Annotated in this window: 15 protein-coding genes and 1 tRNA gene; 7 read left to right on the forward strand and 9 right to left on the reverse strand. The window is 62.0% G+C overall.

Going from position 1 to position 20980, the window contains the following annotated elements:
* A partial coding sequence (locus AC2FNY_RS17285) for a tandem-95 repeat protein (RefSeq protein WP_496803225.1) occupies window positions 1-1727 on the reverse strand: 1727 nt, incomplete at its 3' end.
* 231 nt (window positions 1728-1958) lie between these two features.
* Here AC2FNY_RS17285 and AC2FNY_RS17290 point away from each other — a divergent pair.
* Window positions 1959-4178 carry a CHASE2 domain-containing protein gene (locus tag AC2FNY_RS17290; protein ID WP_234137876.1) on the forward strand — a complete coding sequence of 740 codons (2220 nt, stop codon included), beginning with the start codon at window positions 1959-1961 and terminating at the stop codon, window positions 4176-4178.
* 1 nt (window position 4179) lies between these two features.
* On the opposite strand, the gene AC2FNY_RS17295 is transcribed toward AC2FNY_RS17290, so the two are convergent.
* The 6 genes from AC2FNY_RS17295 to AC2FNY_RS17320 all read right to left on the reverse strand — a co-directional run bounded on the left by AC2FNY_RS17295 (window position 4180) and on the right by AC2FNY_RS17320 (window position 12405).
* On the reverse strand, window positions 4180-5502 hold the full coding sequence (locus AC2FNY_RS17295; protein ID WP_234162957.1) for an HlyD family type I secretion periplasmic adaptor subunit: 1323 nt from the start codon (window positions 5500-5502) through the stop codon (window positions 4180-4182).
* Window positions 5503-7632 (reverse strand): ATP-binding cassette domain-containing protein, encoded by a 2130-nt coding sequence (locus AC2FNY_RS17300; protein WP_238904701.1) that lies wholly within the window; start codon window positions 7630-7632, stop codon window positions 5503-5505.
* A gap of 86 nt (window positions 7633-7718) precedes the next feature.
* Window positions 7719-9101, reverse strand: coding sequence for a TolC family protein (locus tag AC2FNY_RS17305; RefSeq protein ID WP_369426327.1), 1383 nt, complete (start codon window positions 9099-9101; stop codon window positions 7719-7721).
* 184 nt (window positions 9102-9285) lie between these two features.
* A complete protein-coding gene (locus tag AC2FNY_RS17310) occupies window positions 9286-10608 on the reverse strand; it encodes an aspartate aminotransferase family protein (RefSeq protein ID WP_496803226.1) in 1323 nt (440 codons plus the stop codon).
* Window positions 10605-11363 (reverse strand): beta-keto acid cleavage family enzyme, encoded by a 759-nt coding sequence (locus AC2FNY_RS17315; protein ID WP_496803227.1) that lies wholly within the window; start codon window positions 11361-11363, stop codon window positions 10605-10607. The genes AC2FNY_RS17310 and AC2FNY_RS17315 overlap by 4 nt, the downstream gene beginning before the upstream one ends.
* A 79-nt stretch (window positions 11364-11442) precedes the next feature.
* A complete protein-coding gene (locus AC2FNY_RS17320) occupies window positions 11443-12405 on the reverse strand; it encodes a GlxA family transcriptional regulator (protein ID WP_496803228.1) in 963 nt (320 codons plus the stop codon).
* A gap of 203 nt (window positions 12406-12608) precedes the next feature.
* On the opposite strand from AC2FNY_RS17320, the gene AC2FNY_RS17325 reads away from it, so the two are divergent.
* Genes AC2FNY_RS17325 through AC2FNY_RS17335 form a run of 3 tightly spaced genes read left to right on the forward strand, consistent with a single transcriptional unit; the run spans window position 12609 to window position 18137 of the window.
* Window positions 12609-13760 (forward strand): efflux RND transporter periplasmic adaptor subunit, encoded by a 1152-nt coding sequence (locus AC2FNY_RS17325; RefSeq protein WP_496803229.1) that lies wholly within the window; start codon window positions 12609-12611, stop codon window positions 13758-13760.
* A gap of 3 nt (window positions 13761-13763) precedes the next feature.
* On the forward strand, window positions 13764-16892 hold the full coding sequence (locus AC2FNY_RS17330; RefSeq protein WP_496803230.1) for an efflux RND transporter permease subunit: 3129 nt from the start codon (window positions 13764-13766) through the stop codon (window positions 16890-16892).
* A gap of 30 nt (window positions 16893-16922) precedes the next feature.
* Window positions 16923-18137 carry an MFS transporter gene (locus AC2FNY_RS17335; protein ID WP_496803231.1) on the forward strand — a complete coding sequence of 405 codons (1215 nt, stop codon included), beginning with the start codon at window positions 16923-16925 and terminating at the stop codon, window positions 18135-18137.
* Window positions 18138-18206: 69 nt separating this feature from the next.
* On the opposite strand, the gene AC2FNY_RS17340 is transcribed toward AC2FNY_RS17335, so the two are convergent.
* A complete protein-coding gene (locus tag AC2FNY_RS17340; protein ID WP_234144882.1) occupies window positions 18207-18701 on the reverse strand; it encodes an RrF2 family transcriptional regulator in 495 nt (164 codons plus the stop codon).
* A gap of 105 nt (window positions 18702-18806) precedes the next feature.
* Here AC2FNY_RS17340 and AC2FNY_RS17345 point away from each other — a divergent pair, with 105 nt between their 5' ends.
* Window positions 18807-19235 carry a carboxymuconolactone decarboxylase family protein gene (locus AC2FNY_RS17345; protein ID WP_234137867.1) on the forward strand — a complete coding sequence of 143 codons (429 nt, stop codon included), beginning with the start codon at window positions 18807-18809 and terminating at the stop codon, window positions 19233-19235.
* 69 nt (window positions 19236-19304) lie between these two features.
* Here AC2FNY_RS17345 and AC2FNY_RS17350 read toward each other — a convergent pair.
* Window positions 19305-19391: transfer RNA gene (locus AC2FNY_RS17350), tRNA-Leu, on the reverse strand.
* A 141-nt stretch (window positions 19392-19532) separates the two neighbouring features.
* On the opposite strand from AC2FNY_RS17350, the gene AC2FNY_RS17355 reads away from it, so the two are divergent.
* Window positions 19533-20192, forward strand: coding sequence for a DsbA family oxidoreductase (locus AC2FNY_RS17355; protein WP_234166895.1), 660 nt, complete (start codon window positions 19533-19535; stop codon window positions 20190-20192).
* Window positions 20193-20249: 57 nt separating this feature from the next.
* Window positions 20250-20900 (forward strand): lipoyl(octanoyl) transferase LipB, encoded by a 651-nt coding sequence (gene lipB / locus AC2FNY_RS17360; protein ID WP_496803232.1) that lies wholly within the window; start codon window positions 20250-20252, stop codon window positions 20898-20900.
* Window positions 20901-20980: the final 80 nt, after the last annotated feature.

Below are 20980 nucleotides of genomic sequence, written 5' to 3' on the forward strand. Positions count from 1 at the left end.
TCGGCCACCGAGACCGTGTCATCAACCGCAACCGGCGCGTCGTTCACGCCCGTCACCGTCACCGTCACCGTTGCCGTGTCGGCACCGCCATTGCCGTCGCTCACCGTGTAGACGAAACTGTCTGTGCCAGTGAAATTCGCATCCGGCGCGTAAGTGAATCGCCCATCCGGCAGCATTGTCAGAGTGCCGTGTGTCGGGGCAGTCGTGAGCACGACCGCCAGCGCGTCGCCCTCGATGTCAGAGTCGTTCTCTAGAACTGAACCCGCGACGCTACCGTCTTCGCCGACCACGAAAGTATCCGGAGCGGCAATCGGGTCGTCATTTACGGCTTCGACTTCTACAGTCACGGTGCCAGTGGCAGAAGTTCCGGTCGTGTCGACGATCTCATATGTAAAAAAGTCTTGCCCGAAGAAATTGGCCTCGGGCGTGTAAACGAATGTCCCGTCCGGATTAACCGTCGCGGTACCGTTCTGTGGCCCCTTGTCTAACGAGAAGACAATTGAATCGTCCGAGGCATCCGCCAGCTCAATCTTGCCTGAAATGGGCGAGGAGCCGCCAGAATCCTCGGGTCCGGAAACCACAACATCAACTGGTTCGATCTCCCCAAAAGGGTCGCGAATATTGTCAATGTTCAGATGCGTGTCGTCGAAATCCCCCCTTGTTTCGTTGGGGTTATTCTCCGGTTCCTCGGGTTCAGGTTCAAATCCCTGCGAGGGTGGAAGTGTGCCATCATCCGGTGCATTTTGCTGGATGAGAGGTGAGCTAACGGATTTGATCTCGACGTAATTCTGGCCTGCGAGGATACGCTCTTGAGCCAGTTGATAGGCGACAAGTGCATCCCCCACCAACAGTGACTCGTCCATTTCTTCTCCGTCCGAACGCGGCAGTTCGACAACCTGGCCAGAAACAGGAATCACCCATTTTGTGTCGGTCGTGGTGATTGTCGTGATCAGATTTCCGTCAAGATCTGAAAGCACGATCGAACCCAGGCTGCCGTCCGGGTCGTAGTTGAGCGCGACAGTTACTTGGGTGACGGTCTCTGCGCGATCGACCTCGGCATAAACATTGGTCCCACGGATGCCCATCGTGGCTGCAGGAGTGCTGACATCCATGTCGCCGGTTTTCGCCAGTTGTCCAGCAATGAAAACGAAGCCACCGTTGATGAGGTTGAATGACCCCGCGTTATTGGTTCCCTCCGGCTGATAGACAAGCTCATCGATGACCATGCGCGACGCTTCCGACATCGAAAACACGGTACCATCGGCGAAGGTAACAGACAGTCTGCCATCCGCGTCGGTCAACAGGACATCGCGTTGGTATATCTTGGTTCCTACCGACAGATTGTCTATCGTTCCGTCGAGCCTCTGTACCCGGGCACTGCCCGATACCACTTCGACTTGCCCGATCGGAACCGGCACCGGGGCGGGCCCGAGCTGGGCGAATTGCGCATCGACCGCGGCACCCGCCAGCAATCTGACCGTATCGCCGTCAAGCACACCACCCTCTGCCGAAACAAGGTCAGCAGGGCTCAGGCTTTCAAAATATTCCAGGACGCGCACAACAGTCCCTTGTGCATCCCGGACGAGCAGATCTTGCTGCGACTTTTCGAAATCCGCTCCAAAAAGCCCGAAACCATCGGGGAACACAAGAGGACTACTATCGAGAGACGTGATATCGACCGCGGTCTCAAGCGTACCGACTGGTTCCGAAAATGCTACCCGAGCCATCCTTCGCCCCCCAGTACAAACATTAACCAAAGGTTAACCTTAACACAGGCGGTCGATTCTGCCTAAAAACATCAATGAAGATGCTATATTATGTCTACATTTTGGCCGATATAGGGTAACATTTACTCCAAACTACAAGCTATTGTTCACACCCGAGCCTCTCCATTCCCGGTAAGATAGATTGTAGATTGGGCCCATACTCGCCACAGGTGCGGACGGGGAAGCGGTACGGTGTTTAAGACGCTCACAAGCACGGTCAATCTTGGTCGACTTCTCGGCCTGGCTTTGCTTGCCGGCCTTCTGGTGCTGCGGGCCATCGATCCTACAATCGTAGAAAGGACAAGGTTACAGACCTTCGATCTGTATCAGCGCCTTGTGCCCCGCGAGACCGGGAATTTTCCGGTTGTGATCTTGGATATCGACGACCGGAGCCTGGCCGAACTCGGTCAGTGGCCGTGGCCCAGGACATTGCTTGCGACCTTGACGGAGCGCGCCATGCAAGCCGGTGCGGTGGCACTCGCTTTTGACATCGTCTTTTCGGAACCCGACCGGCTGTCGCCTGCAGTCGTGGCAGCAGACAACCCGCAACTGCCGGAAGACTTGCGTGCTGTGATGCTGGAGCAACCCTCAAACGACCGCATTCTGGCAGATGCCTTTGCACGGTCGAGAGTTGTCGTGGGTCAGACCAGCGTCCGTATCGGAACGCAGCGGACCGACCAAACCAAGGATATTCGGCAAATCCCTCACGCCTTTATCGGGCATGATCCGACGCCTTTCCTGCTGAAGTTTCCCAATCTCATCGAAAACCTGTCCGTTCTTGAAGACGCTGCATTGGGACACGGGGTGTTCACCGTGCTTCCCGACTCGGATGGGGTTTATCGGCGTGTCCCTATCGTGATGATGGTCGAAGGCGCCTTGAGACTGAGCTTGTCGGTAGAGTTGCTGCGGGTCGCGACGGGCGGAAATGCGTTTGCGACCAGGGCCAACGAGGCCGGAATCGAAGGGGTCGTTGTGGCCGGCCAGATGATCAGGACCCAGGGGGATGGAACAGTCTGGACACGGCTTTCGAAATCCGATCCCGATCGGTTCGTTTCCGCCGTCGATCTGATACGGGGCGACCTGCCACCCGAGCGTCTGCAAGGTCGACTGGTTCTAGTTGGCACCTCGGCCATCGGGCTCGAGGATTTTCGCGCAACGGCCCTTGGCGTTCCGATGGCCGGTGTCGAGCTGCATGTACAGTTGCTGGAGAATATCCTCGGCAATGAGCTGCTAAAGCGTAGCAACACCGCCGATGTGCAGGAATTGTTCTGGGTGGCTTGTCTCTCGCTTCTGGTCATCGCGCTGGCACCGATGATGCAGGCGAGCTGGCTGATCGTCAGTTCACTGTTGCTGGTCTCTGCCTACGCGAGCTATTCCTATCTTTCGTTTGCCTGGACCAGTACCTTGGTCGATCCGACCTATCCGATGTTCTCGACGATCCTGTCTTTGATGCTGACGTCGAGCACGAACTACCTGCGTGAGGAACGGCGCAAGCGGAGGATCAGAAACGCGTTCGGACAATATGTGTCCCCCGATCTCGTCGCAAAGTTGGCGGATAGCCCGGAAGGACTGACACTCGGTGGCGAGCGACGGGACTTGTCCGTGCTTTTCAGCGACATTCGTGGTTTCACCACCCTAGCAGAAACCTTTCGCGAAGACCCGCAGGGGCTGACGCGACTGATGAACCGAATGTTGACGGCCATGTCTGAACCGATCCTGCAATATGGCGGTACCATTGACAAATTCATGGGCGATGCCGTCATGGCGTTCTGGAACGCCCCCCTCGACCACCCCGATCATGCCTCCGATGCCTGCCACGCCGCGCTCAAGATGGTGGCAGCCGTTCACGAGCTGAACCAGCAACGCAAGAAAGACCGTTCGTCTGGAGAGGAGGTCCAACCGATCGATATCGGAATTGCTGTTAATACAGGAACCTGTTTCGTCGGCAACATGGGCAGCGATACCCGCTTCGACTACACCGCTGTTGGCGACACCGTGAACGTTGCCTCCAGACTGGAGGGTCAAACCAAGTCATACGGGGTACGCATTCTGGTCGGCGAAGCAACAGCCAAGGCCATCGAAGACAGCTTCGCGGTGATCGAACTGGATCTTGTCCGGGTCAAAGGCAAGACCGAACCCGAACGGATCTATGGTCTGTTCGGAGACAGGGCGCTTGCCGAAAACCTTCAGTTCCGCGCGCTAAAAAAGGCCGTCGAAGCGATGCTTACCGCCTATCGAGCCGGTGAATGGGGCCTGGTCCTAAGAAGGGTCGGCGATGTCGAGAAGCTGGTTTCGGCATTGCAACTCGAGATGTGGGGCTATTGCGCCCTGTTCCGAAACCGTCTGAGCCAGCTTCAGGAAACGCCGCCCGACGAGAACTGGACAGGGGTCTACGATGCGCAAGAGAAGTAACCTAGCGTTCGCGCATGGCCTCGTATTGTGCGCGTCTCAATGGCTTTAGCAGGTAATCCAGCACCGTCTTGCGTCCGGTCAGGATATCGATGCTCGCCACCATGCCCGGAGAAATGGGAAGCGGCCTTTCTGCGTCACCCAGATGACTCTGTTCTGTCTGTACGACAACGCGGAAAAACTCGGTCCCGTCATCTGCGGCAATCGTGTCTGCGCCGATCCTTTCGACATATCCCGGAATATCGCCGTAGATCAGATAGTCATATGCCGTGATCTTGACCGAAACCCGTGCGCCCGGCCGGACAAAGGCGACATCCGCAGGACGCAGGTTTGCTTCGATCACCAGGCCATCATCGACCGGCACAATTTCCGCCAGCGCCTGTCCCGGCCCGACCACTGCACCAAGCGTTGTGATCGGAACGGCATTTACCGTTCCATGCACCGGTGCACGGATGCTCGTTCTGGCCACACGGTCGCGGGCAGCGCGTAAGCCTTCTTCGACAACCGCGAGCTCGACCTGCAGCTCTGCCAGCCTCTGACGCGCCGTCAGTTCATAGCCGGATTGGGCCACTTCGATCTCGGTTTCGGCTTGCGCGATGACCGCTTCCAGCCGGAGTTTCGACGCTTCCCCGACAGCCAGGTCCCCTTCCAGTGCGGCCATCTTAGACATCAGCCGCAAGAACTCGATCTTTGGCACTGCTCCCGTTCTGGTCATCTGTTCGGTCAGTTCCACTTCTTCACCGAGCGGGACAATCATCTTGCGGCGTTTGACTTGCTCCGCCTCAAGCTCGGCCAGTTCGCTTTTGCGTTGGCGCAGCCTGTCATCGAGAATCTGCAACTCCCGGTTCAATTGCGCTCGCCGGGTTCGGAACAACTCCCCTTCGGCGCGCGTCGCAAGGGGGTTCGCCTCTCTCAACTCGGCCGGAAAACTGATGTCGTCATGGCGCATGGATTCGCCGACCAAGCGAAGGCGTTCAGCCAGAAGAGCCCCCCGCCGCTGTTTTAGCTCGCCAAGCTCGGAGGCGAAGCGGGTATCGTCGATCAGCATGATCACGTCCCCTTCGGCGACGGTGTCCCCCTCTCGAACATAGATCGCGCGCACGATGCCGCCCTCAAGGCTTTGTACGACCTGTACCTTTCTGGAGGGTATCACCTGGCCTTGCCCCTTGGTGAACTCTTCGATCTCACTCTTGCTGGCCCAAACGAAAAAGCCGAGGACGGCCGCGGCGACCAACAGCAGAAGCCGCGCGGATGTACGGCCCGAAGCGGCCTTACCGGACCCCCGAGGATTGTTTGCGAACATGCCTTCGACATTCTGCTCGAACATCTATCCTTGCCCCGTTTGCTTGAGCGTGGTCGCCCTGGACAATTGCGCCGAGACATCCTCGCGCGTTCCGTCCAGCACCTTCTTGCCAGCATCGAGAACGACGTAACGCGAGGCGATATTGGCCAGCGGTTGGCGGTGTGTGCACAAGATCAAACCAGTGCCCGGCCCAAGTTCGGTATCCAGACGTTGGCACACACGCGCCTCCATCCCCTGGTCCATCGCATTGGTGGGTTCATCGAGAAAGAGAAGCCTCGGGCTGCGCAGCAGCATGCGGGCCAGTGACAACGCCTGCGCTTGACCGCCCGACAGCCTTGCACCGCGCTGGCCCACCGAATAGTTCAGCCCCTCGGGCACGCTTGATACGAACTCGTCCAGACCCGAGAGATAAAGCGCCCGTTCAATTTCCGATTGCGAGCTGTTCGGCCTACCGATCAACAGATTCTCACGCAAGCTCCCGGTGAAGGCTTCGACGGATTGCGGCAAGTAACCTATGCCGTCGCGCAGCTCGGCCGGGTCGAATTGCGATAGCCCGTGATTGTCGACCAGAATGGTACCCTTTTCGGGTGAAATCAGCCCCGACAGCAGCATGCCAAGTGTAGATTTGCCAGACCCGACCCGACCGAGTAGCGCAATGCGCGCGCCTTCGGGAATGTCCAGTTCGACCGCGTCAATAGCCGGCCTGCGCGCGCCGGGATAGGTGAACGTGACCTCGCGAAAACTGACCGCACCCTTTCTGACCCTCAGATTGGACTGCACGGTATCGTGACGTTCGGTAGGCCGTGCCATGATATCGTTGAGCATACTCAGAGACTTGCGCGCGTACTGGGCGCGAAAGATCGTCTGCGCGATAACAGCAAGGGGCGCAAGCGCCCGGCTGGCAAGAATATTGGCAGCGATCAAGCCACCAACGGTGATTTCGCCAGCGACGATGAGATAAACGCCGAGCACAACGATAAAGACACTGTTGAGTTGCTGGATCGCAAGTGTCGCGCTTTGGGCAAATCCCGCCCAGATTCGCGCCCGGCCGTTCAGGCGCGACGAGGACGCGACCGCGTTTTCCCACTCGCGCTGAAGCACGTTTTCCGCATTCAGCGATTTGACCGTGGTCACCGCGGCGAGTGTTTCGGAAAGAACGCTTAACCGGCGCGCGGCCACCTGTATCGCGGTCTGTGCCGTTTTTGCCATCGGCAGCTGAGACACGCTCGCTATGACCAGGGTCAACAGAATGGCGGCCAGCGGCACATAGGCGAGCGGCCCGACAATTGCGAAAAGAACGGCAACGAAGACGCCGACAAAAAGGAAGTCGACGAGCGCGACAAAAGAGGCCGATGCAAAGAACTCCCGAACTGTTTCGTATTCTCTGATACGCCCTGCCAGTGTCGCGTATTCCGCCTGACGATCCAGGTGCCGGAGGTTCAAAACCTGCCGGAACAACGCGGACGCAACCTTGAGATCGACGCGTCTGCCAATGCCTTCCAGTGTTCCGGCTCGCAACAGGCGCAGCAGCAGATCGAGCGATATGGCAATGCCGACACCGATGGCCAGCGTCCAAAGCGTGACGGTAGAGTTGGTCGGGATCACCCTATCGTAGACATTCATAACAAACAAAGGCAGTGCCAGCGCCATGATATTGATAAGCAAGGTGGCCAGCATGACCTGGCCCCACCCTTGCCAGTTCGAAAAGACCGGCCCCCAGAACCAATGCCTTCCGGTTAGGGTCTCGCTATTGGTCTCGGCTGCAAAGGACGCAGATTGCACATCCTCCAGAGGTGTCACCAGAAGCAGATCAGGCCTGATCCGCTTTTGCACGATCGAAAGCGGCCGCACCTCGGTTTCACCGGTTGCCGGGTCGAAAACCGTCACCGTTCTTCGTTTCGCATCAATCTCGATGATTGCCAGCATGTCGCCGCGTGGCCCGACCGAAATGCAGGGCAGAACGATCGGGTCCAACCGCTTCAATTTAGCGCGATGCACCCGGGTTCGGAACCCAATGGCACGCAGGGCGAGTTCAAGGTCGTCGACCTCACCCAGGTTTGCGCCCGCTGGCAATCTCGACATAACGGCGATCGGGGTGAAAGATCGCGCATAGTAGTCGGCAAACCACTCGACCAATCGCAGCGGCGGCGACATCTTCCGTGCCTCTTCGCCACCGCCGAGCGATATCCCCGGCGCTTGCGTTACAGCTATCTTTGTCTCCGTCGCTGGGGTTGACTTGTTCATCTATTCACGACGGGTAAGGCCTTGTCGATTACGTTGAAAGGCTTTTGACTTTGAGTTGCCCCCACCTGCAAGGCAAGAACCTCGCCGGTGCTATCGATGCCGAAATACCGCGCCAGCTGGCTTTGGGCGCCTAGCATTCGATATGCGCTCATGACGACCGCCGCGTTGGAATTGACTTGTTGTACACGGGCATGGAACAACTCGGTTTCGGCGATCAGGACATCCAGCAGACTGCGCGTGGCGAGTTCGAATTCCACAAGATACTGCGCCACCAGATCACGGTTCAGCGAAACCTGTTTGGACGCCAAGCCCGAGATACGCTGGTTGGAGTGAAAGGAAGTCCAAGCGGTTTCCGCCATTTGCTGGACTTGTCGGGCGATGGCCATCCGGTCGTAGAGGGCTTCGTTCTGTCTCTCCACCAAGGCTCTGCGCCTTTCGTTCCGACCGCCGCTATACAGCTGCCACGTCAGATTGAAGCCTATAAAGGCACGGGTTTCCTCACCACTCGCCCCATCGAGATCGGCCCCGTAGGAAGACCCCGCATTCAAACTTACTTGTGGCAAGTACTCCGACTCGGACACCCCCCGTTCGAATTTCCTTGCATCTACATGCGCCTGAGCGCCCTTCACCCTGAAATTATTGGCTATGCTGGTCCGCACCAACACATCCAGGCTTTGCGGGATAGCCGGGACAGGTGGCACCGCCAGGTTCGACTTCGGCAAACTTCCCACCAGTTCCTGGAAACGCCATTCGGCGTTCTGAAGCTCGCGAGAGATTTCGCCGATTGTTATGCGCACGGCTTCGACGCGTGCCTCGGACTGCAACTGATCGCTCAGCGGAAGGCGCCCACCCGACACCTGGTTCGACACCTTGTCAGATATTTCCAGGTGCCGCGCCAATTGATCTTGCGCCGTTGCTAGCAAGGCTCTGTTTCTGGCAACGTCAATATGCGCTTGCACAACGGTCAACGCCATGGTTTCCGATGCGTCAAGATACTCGAACATCGTGCGATCAAGCCGTGCCGCCCGCACGTAGACGGTATTGGCGCGTCGATAGCCATCGAAGACCGGAAGCTCTACCACGAAACCAACCTCGCGCGAGTTTTTCGATCTTGCGTTGTCCGCCAAGGACAATCCTCCCGGATCATCCACATACTCCGGAACCAGCGAGCCGAAAGCGGTCACCGTCGGCTCGTAGGCCCCCCGCATCTCCAAAAGTTCGTATGCAGCCGACCGCACTGCAGCGTCTTTCGCTCGTACACTTGGGTTCGAACTGAGTGCCGTTCTTACAGAGGTCCTTAAATCCTGGCTCATGACTGGTGGCGCGGTCAGAAAGAGCGAAATCAAAAAAATAGACGAAACTAACCTAACTCTAAACATTCAACGCTCCCCTACGGACATTGAAGATTGAACTCTCACCGTAGCAAAATATTCGAATTTTTAGAAGCTATTTACCGACCGGACCTAAATCAGAAGACAATCGGAGGACCAGACGACAAAACCGCATCTCAGTAACGCGAGTTTGCTTGGCATTGCCGCACCGTGCGCTGGTAAGGCTGAAGTGCTATCGCAATACACCGTTGAACGCCAGGGACAGACGTTCGGCGATCAAATCGGCATCCGATTCCTCCATGATAAAGGGGGGCGCCAGCAAAACGTGGTCGCCATGGCGCCCGTCGCGTGTGCCGGGCATCGGGTAACAGATAAGGCCATGGGCAAAAGCGGCTTTCTTAAGCTTCCCGGCCACCCCCTTGGCCGGGTCGAACGGGTTCTTGCCGTCACGATCGGCTACCAACTCGACACCCCAGAACAGGCCCCGTCCACGAATATCCCCCACATGCGGATGCTGGTCGAACCGCGCGCGCAACGCCGCTTCCATCACCCCGCCCAGCGACTGCACCCGCGCGGGCAGGTCGTGTTCCAGCATCTCCCGCACAACCGCAAGCCCGGCGGCGGTGGCGACCGGGTGGCCGATATAGGTATGCCCGTGCTGGAAGAAGCCCGAACCGTTCGCAATGGCCTCGTAAATTGCACCTGAGCACAGCATCGCGCCCACCGGCTGATAGCCCGCCCCAAGCCCCTTGGCGATGGTGACGATGTCGGGCCGCACCCCCTCGCCCGTGCAGGCAAAGAGGTGACCGGTGCGCCCCATACCACACATCACCTCGTCCAGGATCAGGAGCACGCCGTAGGTGTCGCAGATCTCGCGGATGCGGGCGAAATAGCCCTCGACCGCCGGAACCGCGCCCAGCGTTGCGCCCACCACCGGCTCGGCGATAAACGCCATCACCGTTTCCGGGCCAAGCCGCAGGATCTCGGCCTCCAGCTCATCCGCCGCGCGGCGACCATAGTCGGCGAGGCTCTCGCCCTCGGCCCGCTCGGCATATTCATAGCAGGGCGCGATATGGCTGACCCCGATCAACAGCGGGTCGAATTGCGCCCGCCGCCAGGCATTGCCGCCCGCCGCCAGCGCCCCCAGCGTGTTGCCGTGATAGCTCTGCCGCCGGGCGATCAGGTGGCGCCGTTCGGGCTGGCCCACTTCCAGATAATACTGCCGCGCCAGCTTGATCGCGGCCTCGACTGCCTCGGACCCGCCCGAGACGAAATAGACCCTCTCGATCCCCTCGGGGGCGTTTGCGATCAAGAGATCGGCCAGATCCTCGGCAGGGTCCGAGGTGAAGAAACCGGTATGGGCAAAGGCCAGCCGGTCCACCTGATCCTTGATCGCCTGTTGCACGCGGTCGTTGGAATGGCCAAGGCAGGACACCGCCGCCCCGCCCGAAGCGTCGAAATAGCGCTTGCCGGTGCTGTCTATGAGGTAACAACCATCGCCGCCCACGGCGGTGGGGAGTTGCGCGTGACAGTGACGGGGGAAGACGTGGCTCATGCCGCTTTCCTTTCCAGATGATGCCGCAACGAGGCCACCGCGGCGGCATTGTCGGGCCAGAGGGTGCCATCGGGCGACAGCAGGTTGTTTTCAAAGCCGACGCGCAGGATCTCGGCGCCCACGCGCGCTCCGGCCAGCAGGCAGGCCTGTTCCTGCGGACCAAAGGCACACAGGCCCAGCCGCAGCCCATCCAGCGCCGGGGTAAGCGCGGCCAGTTCCTCGGGCCGGCCTGCACGCGGCGGCGTATAGGCACCCAGCACACAGATCACCTCGTCCTGCTCGGGGCGGATGATGCCTGCCGCGCGCCCTTGCGCCAACAGGTCCAGATCGGCGCGATCATAGGCGATATGCTGCAAGCGGATGCCGTTATCGGCGGCCATCGCATAGAGGCGCGGCGCCAGATCGGCGTCGCGGGCGATCTCGCGCAGCGAGACGCTGGCCCAGGCCGGGCGCAGTGCATCAAGGCAGGCATATTGCTCGGTCGGGCTGTAGATACCCGCAGCCTCGGTTGTGATCTGCACCTGCATATCGGGCAGCACGCGCGCCAGTTCGTCCAACGCCTCTCGGTACCGGCCCGCATCCAGCGAATGCGCGCCGTCGGCGTTGCGCACATGCAGGTGCAGCGCATCGGCACCGGCGGCGCGGCAGGCGCGCGCCTCGGTCAGCATCTCGTCCAGCGTGATCGGCAGGCGGGCATGATCGGCCTTGCCGCGCCGGGCGCCATTGGGCGCAACCATGATCAGGGGGGCGGTCATCGGAACTCCTTGGCTCATGAGTGTCAGGATAGAGCGGTTTGCCTGTCTCAAGATGACCTGATCCGACACATCACGTGACCTAATCCGACATGGCGTTCTGCCGGTCCTCGGAGGGCAACAGGCCAAACAGCCGCCGGTAGCTGCGCGCAAACCCCGCCGGGCTATAGCCGTGATCCAGCGCGATCTCGGTTAGGCTGCGGCGACTGTCGCGCACCTCGGTGCGGGCATCCTGAAACCGTAGTTCCAGGTAGAGCGCGCTGGGGGTCTTGCCGAATTCGCGGGCAAAGACGCGCTCCAGCTGACGCGCGGACACGCCCTGCGCGCGGGCGATGGCGGCGATCGGCAGGGGCGGCAGCAGGTTGGCACGCATCAGGCGCAGCGCGGCAAAGGCGACCCGGTTACGGGTCTCGAACCGCATGTCCAATGCCCGACGCTGACGGGTGCCGCCGCCCCGCACCGCGTCGATCACCAACCGGGCGGCGATCTCGTCGGCTATCTCGCCACCCAGGTCGCGGCGCAGAACGCTCAGCATCATGTCGCTCGCCGCCCCGCCACCCGCACAGGTCATCACGTCACCATCGCTTACGAAAAGCGAGGCGGTGACCTGAATCCGGGGGTGGCTGTCGCGCAGATAGGCGACGTCCTCCCAATGCGCGGCCACCCGGCGCCCGTCGAGCAGCCCCGCCTGTGCCAACCGCACCACGCCCGAGGAGATGCCCCAGACCGGATGCCCCCGCCGCGCCCAGCCGCGCAGCCGCGCGGCAAGCGCCGATTCTGCGCTGTGCCCGGCCCGCACGCCCGCCACCACCACGATGACCGACCGGGGCGGCACCGCCTCGGCAGCAAGGTCGGGGATCAGACGAAACCCGTTCGACGCCGCCACCGGCCCGCCCGACAGGCTGACGGCATTATAGCGATAGCCGGTGCCGGGCCGTACCCTGTCGAGCAGGCGCAACACCTCGACCGCCGACGAGAACGCCTGCATCGTGAACCCCTCGTCGAGGACAAAGACGAAATGCCGCCCCGCCGTGTACTGACCCATGCGCACCGCCGTTCCCCCGTTTCCCTGTCAGCATAGAAACGCGCGCCACCGGGGCAAGCGCTACACCGTGACACTTACCGGAAGCTGAGGGATTGCTTGAGAAAAATGGACAGAGCCTGCATTGTCGAGGGTATATCATTCCGACTCGGCCCTGGCCGTTCCGATTATCGAGAGCGCACCGTACCAGACGAAAGAGGTTTTCCATGCAGACCCGCTCCCCTTCACTCCTGATGCGTATGCGCTGGGTACCCGCCACCCTCACCGGCCTTGCGGTCGGACTGACCGCCCTGCCGATGGGCGCGCAAGAAGCGCCCAAGGTGTCAGTTGCTGCTGCCTACACCCAGGAGATTACCGAAGAGGCGGTGTTCATTGGTCGCGGCGAGGCGATCGACAAGGTCGATATCGTGGCCCGTGTCAGCGGGTTCCTGGACGAACAACTGGTCGAGGATGGCAGCACCGTGGCCGAGGGCGATCTGCTGTTCCGGATCGAGCCCGACCTCTATCAGGCGGTGCTCGAGGCGCGGCGCGCCGATCTGGACAAGGCCGAGGCCAATCTGGAACTGGCAGGCGTAGAACTCGCCCGCAAGGAAGAGCTGCTCCGCCGAGAGGCCACTCCGGCCTCGGAAGTGGACATTGCCCGCGCCAACGAACTGGTGGCCGAAGCGGCGGTGAAATCGGCACAGGCGGCGATCCGTCAGGCCGAGCTTGATCTGAGCTATACCCAGATCGAAGCACCGTTTGCCGGCCGGCTGGGTCGGGTCGCGACCTCGGTCGGCGATGTGGTGGGGCCGGCCAACCCGCCGCTCGTCACGCTGGTGCGCGAGACACCGATCCATGTCACCTTTGCGCTCAACGAAAAGCGGATGATCGACGTGCTGCAACAGCTTGGTGAAACAGCCGAGACGCTGGCCGAGAACCAGCGCAGCCCCGACGTTCACGTCACCCTGCCCAACGGCGCACCGCTGGACGAGGTCGGGCGACTGGTCTTTGTCGATAACCGGGTCGATCCGTTGACCGGCGCAATCGTGATGCGGGCCGAGTTCGCAAATACCCAGAGGCTGATCGTGGATGGCGCCTTTGTCCATGTGCGCATCTCGGCGCTGGAGCCGACGTTGCGGGTGCTGATTCCGCAGGCGGCGCTGCAACGCGATCAGCGCGGCGATTTCGTGCTGGTGGTCAATGACAAGCAGATGGTCGAACAGCGCTATGTGACGCTGGGCGACACGGAAGGCACTGCGGCCATCGTGCTCGATGGCCTGCGCGAGGGCGAAAGCGTGATCGTGGAGGGCCTGCAACGGGTGCGCCCCGGCGTTGCCGTCGATGCGGTTGTCGCCGCAGAACAGCCGGGAGAGTAACCCATGTTCTCGGCCCTTTTCATCAGCCGGCCAAAGCTGGCCTTTGTCATTTCGCTGGTCCTGACCATTCTGGGCGGGATCGGCTATCTGGTCTTGCCGGTTGCACAGTTCCCCGATATCACACCACCGGTGGTCAGCGTTTCGGCCAACTATACCGGCGCCAATGCCGAGACGGTGGAAAATGCCGTCGCCGCCCCGATCGAGGCGCAGGTGAACGGCGTCGACGACATGCTCTACATGACGTCGACCTCGGCCGATAACGGGTCCTATTCGCTGAGCGTTACCTTCGAGGTAGGCACCGATCCCGACATCGCCTCGGTCAACGTACAGAACCGGGTGGCACAGGCGCTGTCCTCGTTGCCGACCGAGGTGACCAATTCGGGCGTGGTGACGCAGAAATCCTCGACCAACATGCTGATGGTGGTCACGCTCACCTCGCCCAACGACACCTATGACAGCGTGTTTCTGTCCAACTATGCCTCGATCAACCTCAAGGACGCGCTGGCGCGGGTGCAGGGTGTCGGCAAGGCCGATGTGCTGACCGACCTGCAATATGCCATGCGGATGTGGATGGACCCCGACAAGATGGCGGCCCTGTCGATCACGCCCGGTGACCTGATCGCGGCGGTGCGCGAGCAGAACCTTGAGGTATCTGCCGGCCAGATCGGTGCGCCCCCCGCGCCCGAGGGACAGACATTCCAGTACACGATCAAGTCCAAGGGCCGGCTGAGCACGGTTGACGAGTTCGAGAATATCGTGATCCGCACCGGCGAGGCCGGCGCCGTCGTGCGGGTGCGCGATATCGCCCGGGTCGAGCTGGGGGCGCAGTTTTACAGCGCTTCGGGCTATTTCCAGGGCAAGCCGGCCACCGTGCTGGGCATCTACCAGGCGCCGGGCGCCAATGCGCTGGCGGTCTCCGAGCGGGTCACCGCCGAGCTGGAGCGACTGTCGCGCGGCTTTCCCGAGGATGTGGAATACGAGATTCCCTTCAACACCACCGATTTTGTGGAACAGTCGCTGAATGACGTGGTGACGACCCTGATGCTGACCTTTGTGCTGGTGGTCTCGGTGGTCTTTGTGTTCCTGGGAAACTGGCGGGCCACGCTGATCCCGGCGGTGGCAATCCCGGTCTCGCTGATCGGCACTTTTGCCTTTCTGCTGGCCTTCGGCATGTCGCTGAACACCATCTCGCTGTTTGCGCTGGTGCTGGCCATCGGCATCGTGGTGGACGACGCCATCGTGGTGGTGGAAAACGTCGAACGCATCATCGCCGAAGAGGGGCTGAGCCCGCCCGAGGCCACCCGCAAGGCGATGGGCCAGATCACCGGACCGGTGATCGCAACCACGCTGGTGCTGCTGGCGGTGTTCGTGCCGGTCACCTTCATGCCCGGCATCACCGGGCGGCTTTATTCGCAATTCGCCGTCACCATCTCGGTCGCGGTCGCGATCTCCTCGATCAATGCGCTGACCCTGTCGCCGGCACTGTGCGGTCTGGTGCTGCGGGCGCGCTCGGGTCCGCCCAAGGGGGTGCTGGCCCTGTTCGAGCGCGGCATCGGCGGGGTGCGCGACGGTTATGTGGCGCTGGTGCGCAAGCTGTTGATCCTGCCGGTGATCTCGCTGGCCATCGTGGCCGCGATCGGCGCCGGGGCTGGCGGCATCTTCTCCAACACCTCCAAAGGGTTCCTGCCGCTGGAGGATAACGGATACCTGTTTGTCGACGTGCAACTGCCCGACGCAGCCACGCTGGGCCGGACCGAGACGGTCACCGCGCGGCTGAACGACAAGCTGCAGCAGCTTGACGGCGTGGCCAACACGGTTCTTGTGAACGGGTTCTCGATGCTGAACGGGCTGACGCCCAACGGCGCGATGATCATCGTCAACCTGACCAACTGGGAGGAACGGCAAGAGCCGGAGCTGAGCGCCGATGCCATCCTGAAAAAGATCCTGAACATCGCCTATGGTGAAAGCGCGGCCTCGATCGTGGCCTTCAACCCGCCCCCGATCCAGGGTCTGGGCATGTCGGCGGGCGTCGAGATGGAGGTGCAGCAGACCGGTGGCGGCTCGGCCCAGGATCTGGCCGCGGCGGTCGGCTCGCTGGTCTATGCCGCCAACCAGCGGCCCGAGATCGCACAGAGCTATACCACCTTCCGGGCCAACGTGCCGCAGCTGTTCGTCGATCTGGACCGGGAAAAGGCCAAGACGCTGCAAGTGTCGGTGGCCGAGGTGTTCCAGACCATGCAGGCGCATCTGGGGTCGTATTACATCAACGACTTCAACCTGTTTGGCCGCGTCTACCGGGTGATGATCCAGGCCGAGGGCAGCTATCGCGACAAGGTCGAGGATATCGGCAACCTCTATGTGCGCTCGCAACAGGGCCAGATGGTGCCGCTGGGCACGCTGATCGACGTGGAAAACGTGCTGGGGCCGGTGCTGCTGAAACGGCACAATCTGTTCCGCTCGGCCACGGTGACGGCGGTGCCTGCTCCGGGCCTGTCCACCGGCGACGCGATTTCGGTGATGACCGAGGAGACCGCGAGTGCCCTGCCCCCCGGCTATGCCTTCGAATGGACCGGCAGTGCCCAGCAACAGCTGAGCTCGGGCGGGCTGGTCGCGGTGATCCTGGGGCTGGCGGTGCTGTTCGCCTATCTGTTCCTGGTGGGCCAGTATGAAAGCTGGTCGATGCCGGTCTCGATCCTGCTCTCGGTGATCGTGGCGCTGTTCGGGGCGGTGGCGGCGGTGGCCGTGGTCGGCTCGGACATCAACCTCTATACCCAGATCGGCATGATCATGCTGGTGGGCATGGCGTCCAAGAACGGGATCCTGATCGTGGAATTCGCGATGGAGCAGCGCGCCAAGGGGCTGAGCATCCGTGAGGCCGCTGCCGAGGCCGCGCATCAACGCTTTCGCGCGGTGATGATGACGGCGCTGTCCTTCCTGCTGGGCGTGGTGCCGCTGCTGACCGCCAATGGCGCCGGCGCCGCAAGCCAGAAAGCCATCGGCGTTGCCGTGTTCGGCGGCATGCTGGCGGCCACGGTGATCGGCGTGGTGCTGGTGCCGGTGCTCTATGCAGTGATGCAGGGCGCGCGCGAGCGGATCAAGGGCAGCCCCGACGCCCCGACCCCCGCTGAGTGACCCCGACCGGCTGAGAGAGGAGCGCAGTCCATGTTCGACGTGCTGCGCCACCGCGCCTATCGGCACCTCTTTGCTGCGCAGGTGGTGGCGCTGACCGGGACCGGTCTGGCCACCGTCGCGCTGGGGCTGTTGGCCTATGATCTGGCCGGACCGCGCGCGGGTATGGTGCTGGGCATCGCGCTCACCATCAAGATGCTGGCCTATGTCTTTCTGTCGCCGCTCGCCGCCGCGCTGACCGAAGCCATGGACCGGCGCCGGGTGCTGGTGGCGCTCGACCTGGTGCGAGCGGTAGCGGCGGCCAGTCTGCCGCTGGTCACCGAAATCTGGCAGGTTTACGTGCTGATCTTCGTGCTACAGGCGGCCTCGGCCGGGTTTACCCCGGCCTTTCAGGCCACCATCCCAACCCTGCTGCCTGACGAAGAGGACTATACCAAGGCGCTTTCACTGAGCCGCCTGACCTATGATCTGGAGAGCCTGGTCAGCCCCGCCTTGGCGGCGCTGTTGCTGGGGCTGGTCAGTTTCAACGCGCTGTTTCTGGGCACCGCGCTGGGTTTTGTCGGTTCGGCACTGCTGGTGGTATCGGTTGCCCTGCCCCGGCCCGGCGCCAGCCGCACCGGCGGGCTGGCAACGCGCAGCCTGCGGGGTCTGCGTCTCTACCTCGCCACCCCACGGCTGCGCGGGCTGCTGGCGCTGAACCTTGCCGTGGCGATGCCCGGCGCGATGGTGCTGGTCAACACGGTGGTTCTGGTCAAGAGCGAGTTGGCCGGGTCGGACCGGATGGTGGCGCTGGCTCTGGGGGTCTTTGGCGGCGGCTCAATGCTGGCGGCGCTGGCCCTGCCCCGGCTGCTGGACCGTTTCAGCGACCGGCCCGTCATGCTTGCCGGAGGCGTCGCGATGGCAGTGACCGGGCTGGGTCTGGCGCTCTGGGTGGCGCTTCTCGGTCTGACATCGGGCCCGCTGCTGCTGGCCTGGTTCCTCAACGGCATCGGCTTTGCCTCGGCGCTGACACCGTCGGGCCGGCTGTTGCGCCGCTCGGCCGGGCCCGAGGACCTGCCCGCGCTGTTTGCGGCGCAGTTCTCGCTGTCCCATACCTGCTGGCTGCTGGCCTATCCGCTGGCGGGCTGGCTGGCCACGGTCACGACACCTCAGATCGTCCTGACGGTGCTTGCGCTGATCGGTGCCGCGGGATGCCTGGCTGCGGCCCGTCTCTGGTCCCCTGCTGTCCCGCCCCAACCGCAGGCATGACAGTCAGACTTGCTGGGTCCGGGAGAATGCGCGCCCGGATCACGTCCGAAACCCGATTGGCCCGTCGCCTCAGCGCTGTTTTTCCTCGATAAACCCACCGACCGCGCGCATGTTCTCGGGCCCGATCTCGGCGCGGGCATCCGCCATCAGGTCCGCCAGCGACTGGCCCCGCAACGAGGCACGCCACGCCTGTTCAGCGACCAACATCCGCCGCTTTATGAAACAATCCTTGCGATAGGCGCAGGGGTCATTGCTGGTCACCTCGCCCTTGCGCCGAATCTCGCGGCAGACAAAAGCCGGGCCGGGACCATCCACCGCCTCGACCACATCAAGCAGCGAGACCTGCTCCGGCGCGCGGGCAAGGCGAAAGCCGCCACGCGGTCCCGGCACCGCCTCGGCCACACCGGCGGCTGTCAGCGCGCGCATATGCTTGAGCAGATAGCTTTCCGACAGGCCGTGCAGGGTGGCAAGATCACGCCCGGACAGAACCTTGCCCTCTGGAAGCTCTGCCAGAACCGCAGCACAGTGCAGCGCCGCCTCGACCCCATCCCCCAATCGCCGCATGCCTTCCCCCCGCGCCGGTTCCGCCGATCCCGCTTGCGTCGGCCATTCATGGATATAAACTATCTATGATTCGACTGCAACACCCGCATGAAAGGACACGTGACAATGCGCTTCAACTTCACCAGACAAACACCTCAGGTCTTTGACGCGATGCTGGCGCTCAACGACACGATCTCTCAGGCCAATCCCGACAGCCGCCTGGTCCATCTGACCAAGATCAGGGTGTCGCAAATCAATGGCTGCGCCTATTGCGTCAACATGCATGTGAAAGAAGCGCAGCAGGACGGACTGCCCGACACCCTGTTGCATCTGATCGCTGTCTGGCCCGAAACAAGTGTCTTTACCGCCCGAGACCGCGCCGCGCTGGCCTGGGCCGAAACGCTGACCCGGCTTGAAGGCTCCGAGGTTTCGGATGCCGATTATGCCGCCGTGCGCGCAGAACTGTCTGAACAGGAAGTCGCCGCGCTCACCGCCTCGATCGGGATGATCAACCTGTGGAACCGCATGGGCGTCGGCGCCCGCCTGCCGGTCTGAAACGCGACAGGCGGCGTTCGCACGGGATGCGGGCGCCGCCATAAGAGGCACAGATACCGGATTTGAGAATGGTGCGGTCGAGAAGACTCGAACTTCCACGGGTGTTACCCCACAGCGACCTCAACGCTGCGCGTCTACCAATTCCGCCACGACCGCACTGCCAGTGACTTGGTAGAGCGGCGTATAGACGAGGGTTGTCGGGATGTGAAGAGACAAAAACACATGACTTTGATTTCTTGAACGACGCCCTATCTGCTAGCGGATGGCACGATACGCCTCAGACTCAGGAGCCCGCAGATGACCGGTCAGTCCCCTCGCCCCGAACTTCAGATCGACATCGTCTCGGACGTGGTCTGCCCTTGGTGTATCGTCGGGTTTCGGCAGCTGGATCAGGCGCTTGCGACAACCGGCGTGCTGGCGCGGCTGCGCTGGCATCCGTTCGAGTTGAACCCGCAGATGGGACCCGAGGGCCAGAACCTGCGCGAACATATCATGGAGAAATACGGCTCGACGCCAGAGCAGAGCGCCGAGGCGCGCGCTCGGCTGACCGCGATCGGGGCCGAGTTGGGGTTCACGTTCAACTTCACCGATGAAAGCCGCATCGTGAACACCTTTGCCGCGCATCAACTGCTGGACTGGGCCGAGGGTCAGGGCCGCCAGCATCCGCTGAAACTGGCTCTGTTCGCGTCCTATTTCACCCGAGGCCGGGATGTGTCGGACCCTGATATCCTGCTTGACGCGGTAGAGGCGGCTGGGCTGGACAGGGAGGCTGCGCAAACGGCGCTGACCTCGGGCGCGCATCAGGCGCCTGTGCGCGAAAAGCAGAGGTTCTGGGCGCAGCATGGCATTTCCGGCGTCCCCTCGATGGTGTTCGGCGGCAAATACCTGCTGACCGGCGCCCAGGGCGCCGAAAGCTATGCGCAGGTGATAGAGCGGTGCCTGGCCGAGGCGGCCTGACGCCACCCCTTCGCCTGCCCCCTTCCCCTGCCCGGGTCCGCGCGATATGACAGCGCCATGGAATGGAAGATCACCGACGGGCTGACCGATTACGACGAGGCCGTGGCCTTTATGGAGGCGCGCGCTGCCGCCATCGCGGCGGGCGAGGCCGAAGAATGTATCTGGCTGCTGGAGCATCCGCCGCTTTACACCGCCGGCACCTCTGCCCGGCCCGCAGATCTGACTGATCCCGACCGCTTTCCCGTCTATGACAGCAAGCGCGGAGGACAGTATACCTATCACGGCCCCGGTCAGCGAGTGGTCTATGTCATGCTCGACGTGGGTAAGCGCGGCCATGACGTGCGCCGCTTTGTCCAGCAACTCGAGGAATGGGTGATCGCCGCATTGGCCGAGTTCAACATTCGCGGCGAAATCCGCGAGGGCCGGGTCGGCGTCTGGGTCAAGCGCGAGGACAAGCCGCTGACGCTCAGTGGTCAGCCCGCCGAGGACAAGATCGCCGCCATCGGCATCCGCCTGCGCAAATGGGTCAGCTTTCACGGCATCTCGATCAACGTGGAACCTGATCTGAGCCATTTCTCGGGCATCGTGCCCTGCGGCATCACCGAATACGGGGTGACCTCGCTGGTCGATCTGGGCCTGCCGGTGACCATGGGCGATGTGGACGTGGCCCTGCGTCAGAGCTTCGAACAGGTGTTCGGCGCCGATTGATCCCGCTCAGCGCGCGGGCAGCATCTCCTCGATCACATTCAGCACCGCATCGGGACGTTCATAGATCAGGAACTGCCCCA

Source organism: Ruegeria sp. BHSC223, assembly GCF_059613025.1.

Coding starts and splice junctions, on each gene's coding strand:
- AC2FNY_RS17295 (WP_234162957.1), bottom strand. CDS start 5,502: ATGTTCGAGCAGAATGTCGAAGGCATGTTCGCAAACAATCCTCGGGGG.
- AC2FNY_RS17300 (WP_238904701.1), bottom strand. CDS start 7,632: ATGTCGCCGCCGCTGCGATTGGTCGAGTGGTTTGCCGACTACTATGCG.
- AC2FNY_RS17305 (WP_369426327.1), bottom strand. CDS start 9,101: ATGTTTAGAGTTAGGTTAGTTTCGTCTATTTTTTTGATTTCGCTCTTT.
- AC2FNY_RS17310 (WP_496803226.1), bottom strand. CDS start 10,608: ATGAGCCACGTCTTCCCCCGTCACTGTCACGCGCAACTCCCCACCGCC.
- AC2FNY_RS17315 (WP_496803227.1), bottom strand. CDS start 11,363: ATGACCGCCCCCCTGATCATGGTTGCGCCCAATGGCGCCCGGCGCGGC.
- AC2FNY_RS17320 (WP_496803228.1), bottom strand. CDS start 12,405: ATGGGTCAGTACACGGCGGGGCGGCATTTCGTCTTTGTCCTCGACGAG.
- AC2FNY_RS17325 (WP_496803229.1), top strand. CDS start 12,609: ATGCAGACCCGCTCCCCTTCACTCCTGATGCGTATGCGCTGGGTACCC.
- AC2FNY_RS17330 (WP_496803230.1), top strand. CDS start 13,764: ATGTTCTCGGCCCTTTTCATCAGCCGGCCAAAGCTGGCCTTTGTCATT.
- AC2FNY_RS17335 (WP_496803231.1), top strand. CDS start 16,923: ATGTTCGACGTGCTGCGCCACCGCGCCTATCGGCACCTCTTTGCTGCG.
- AC2FNY_RS17340 (WP_234144882.1), bottom strand. CDS start 18,701: ATGCGGCGATTGGGGGATGGGGTCGAGGCGGCGCTGCACTGTGCTGCG.
- AC2FNY_RS17345 (WP_234137867.1), top strand. CDS start 18,807: ATGCGCTTCAACTTCACCAGACAAACACCTCAGGTCTTTGACGCGATG.
- AC2FNY_RS17355 (WP_234166895.1), top strand. CDS start 19,533: ATGACCGGTCAGTCCCCTCGCCCCGAACTTCAGATCGACATCGTCTCG.
- lipB (WP_496803232.1), top strand. CDS start 20,250: ATGGAATGGAAGATCACCGACGGGCTGACCGATTACGACGAGGCCGTG.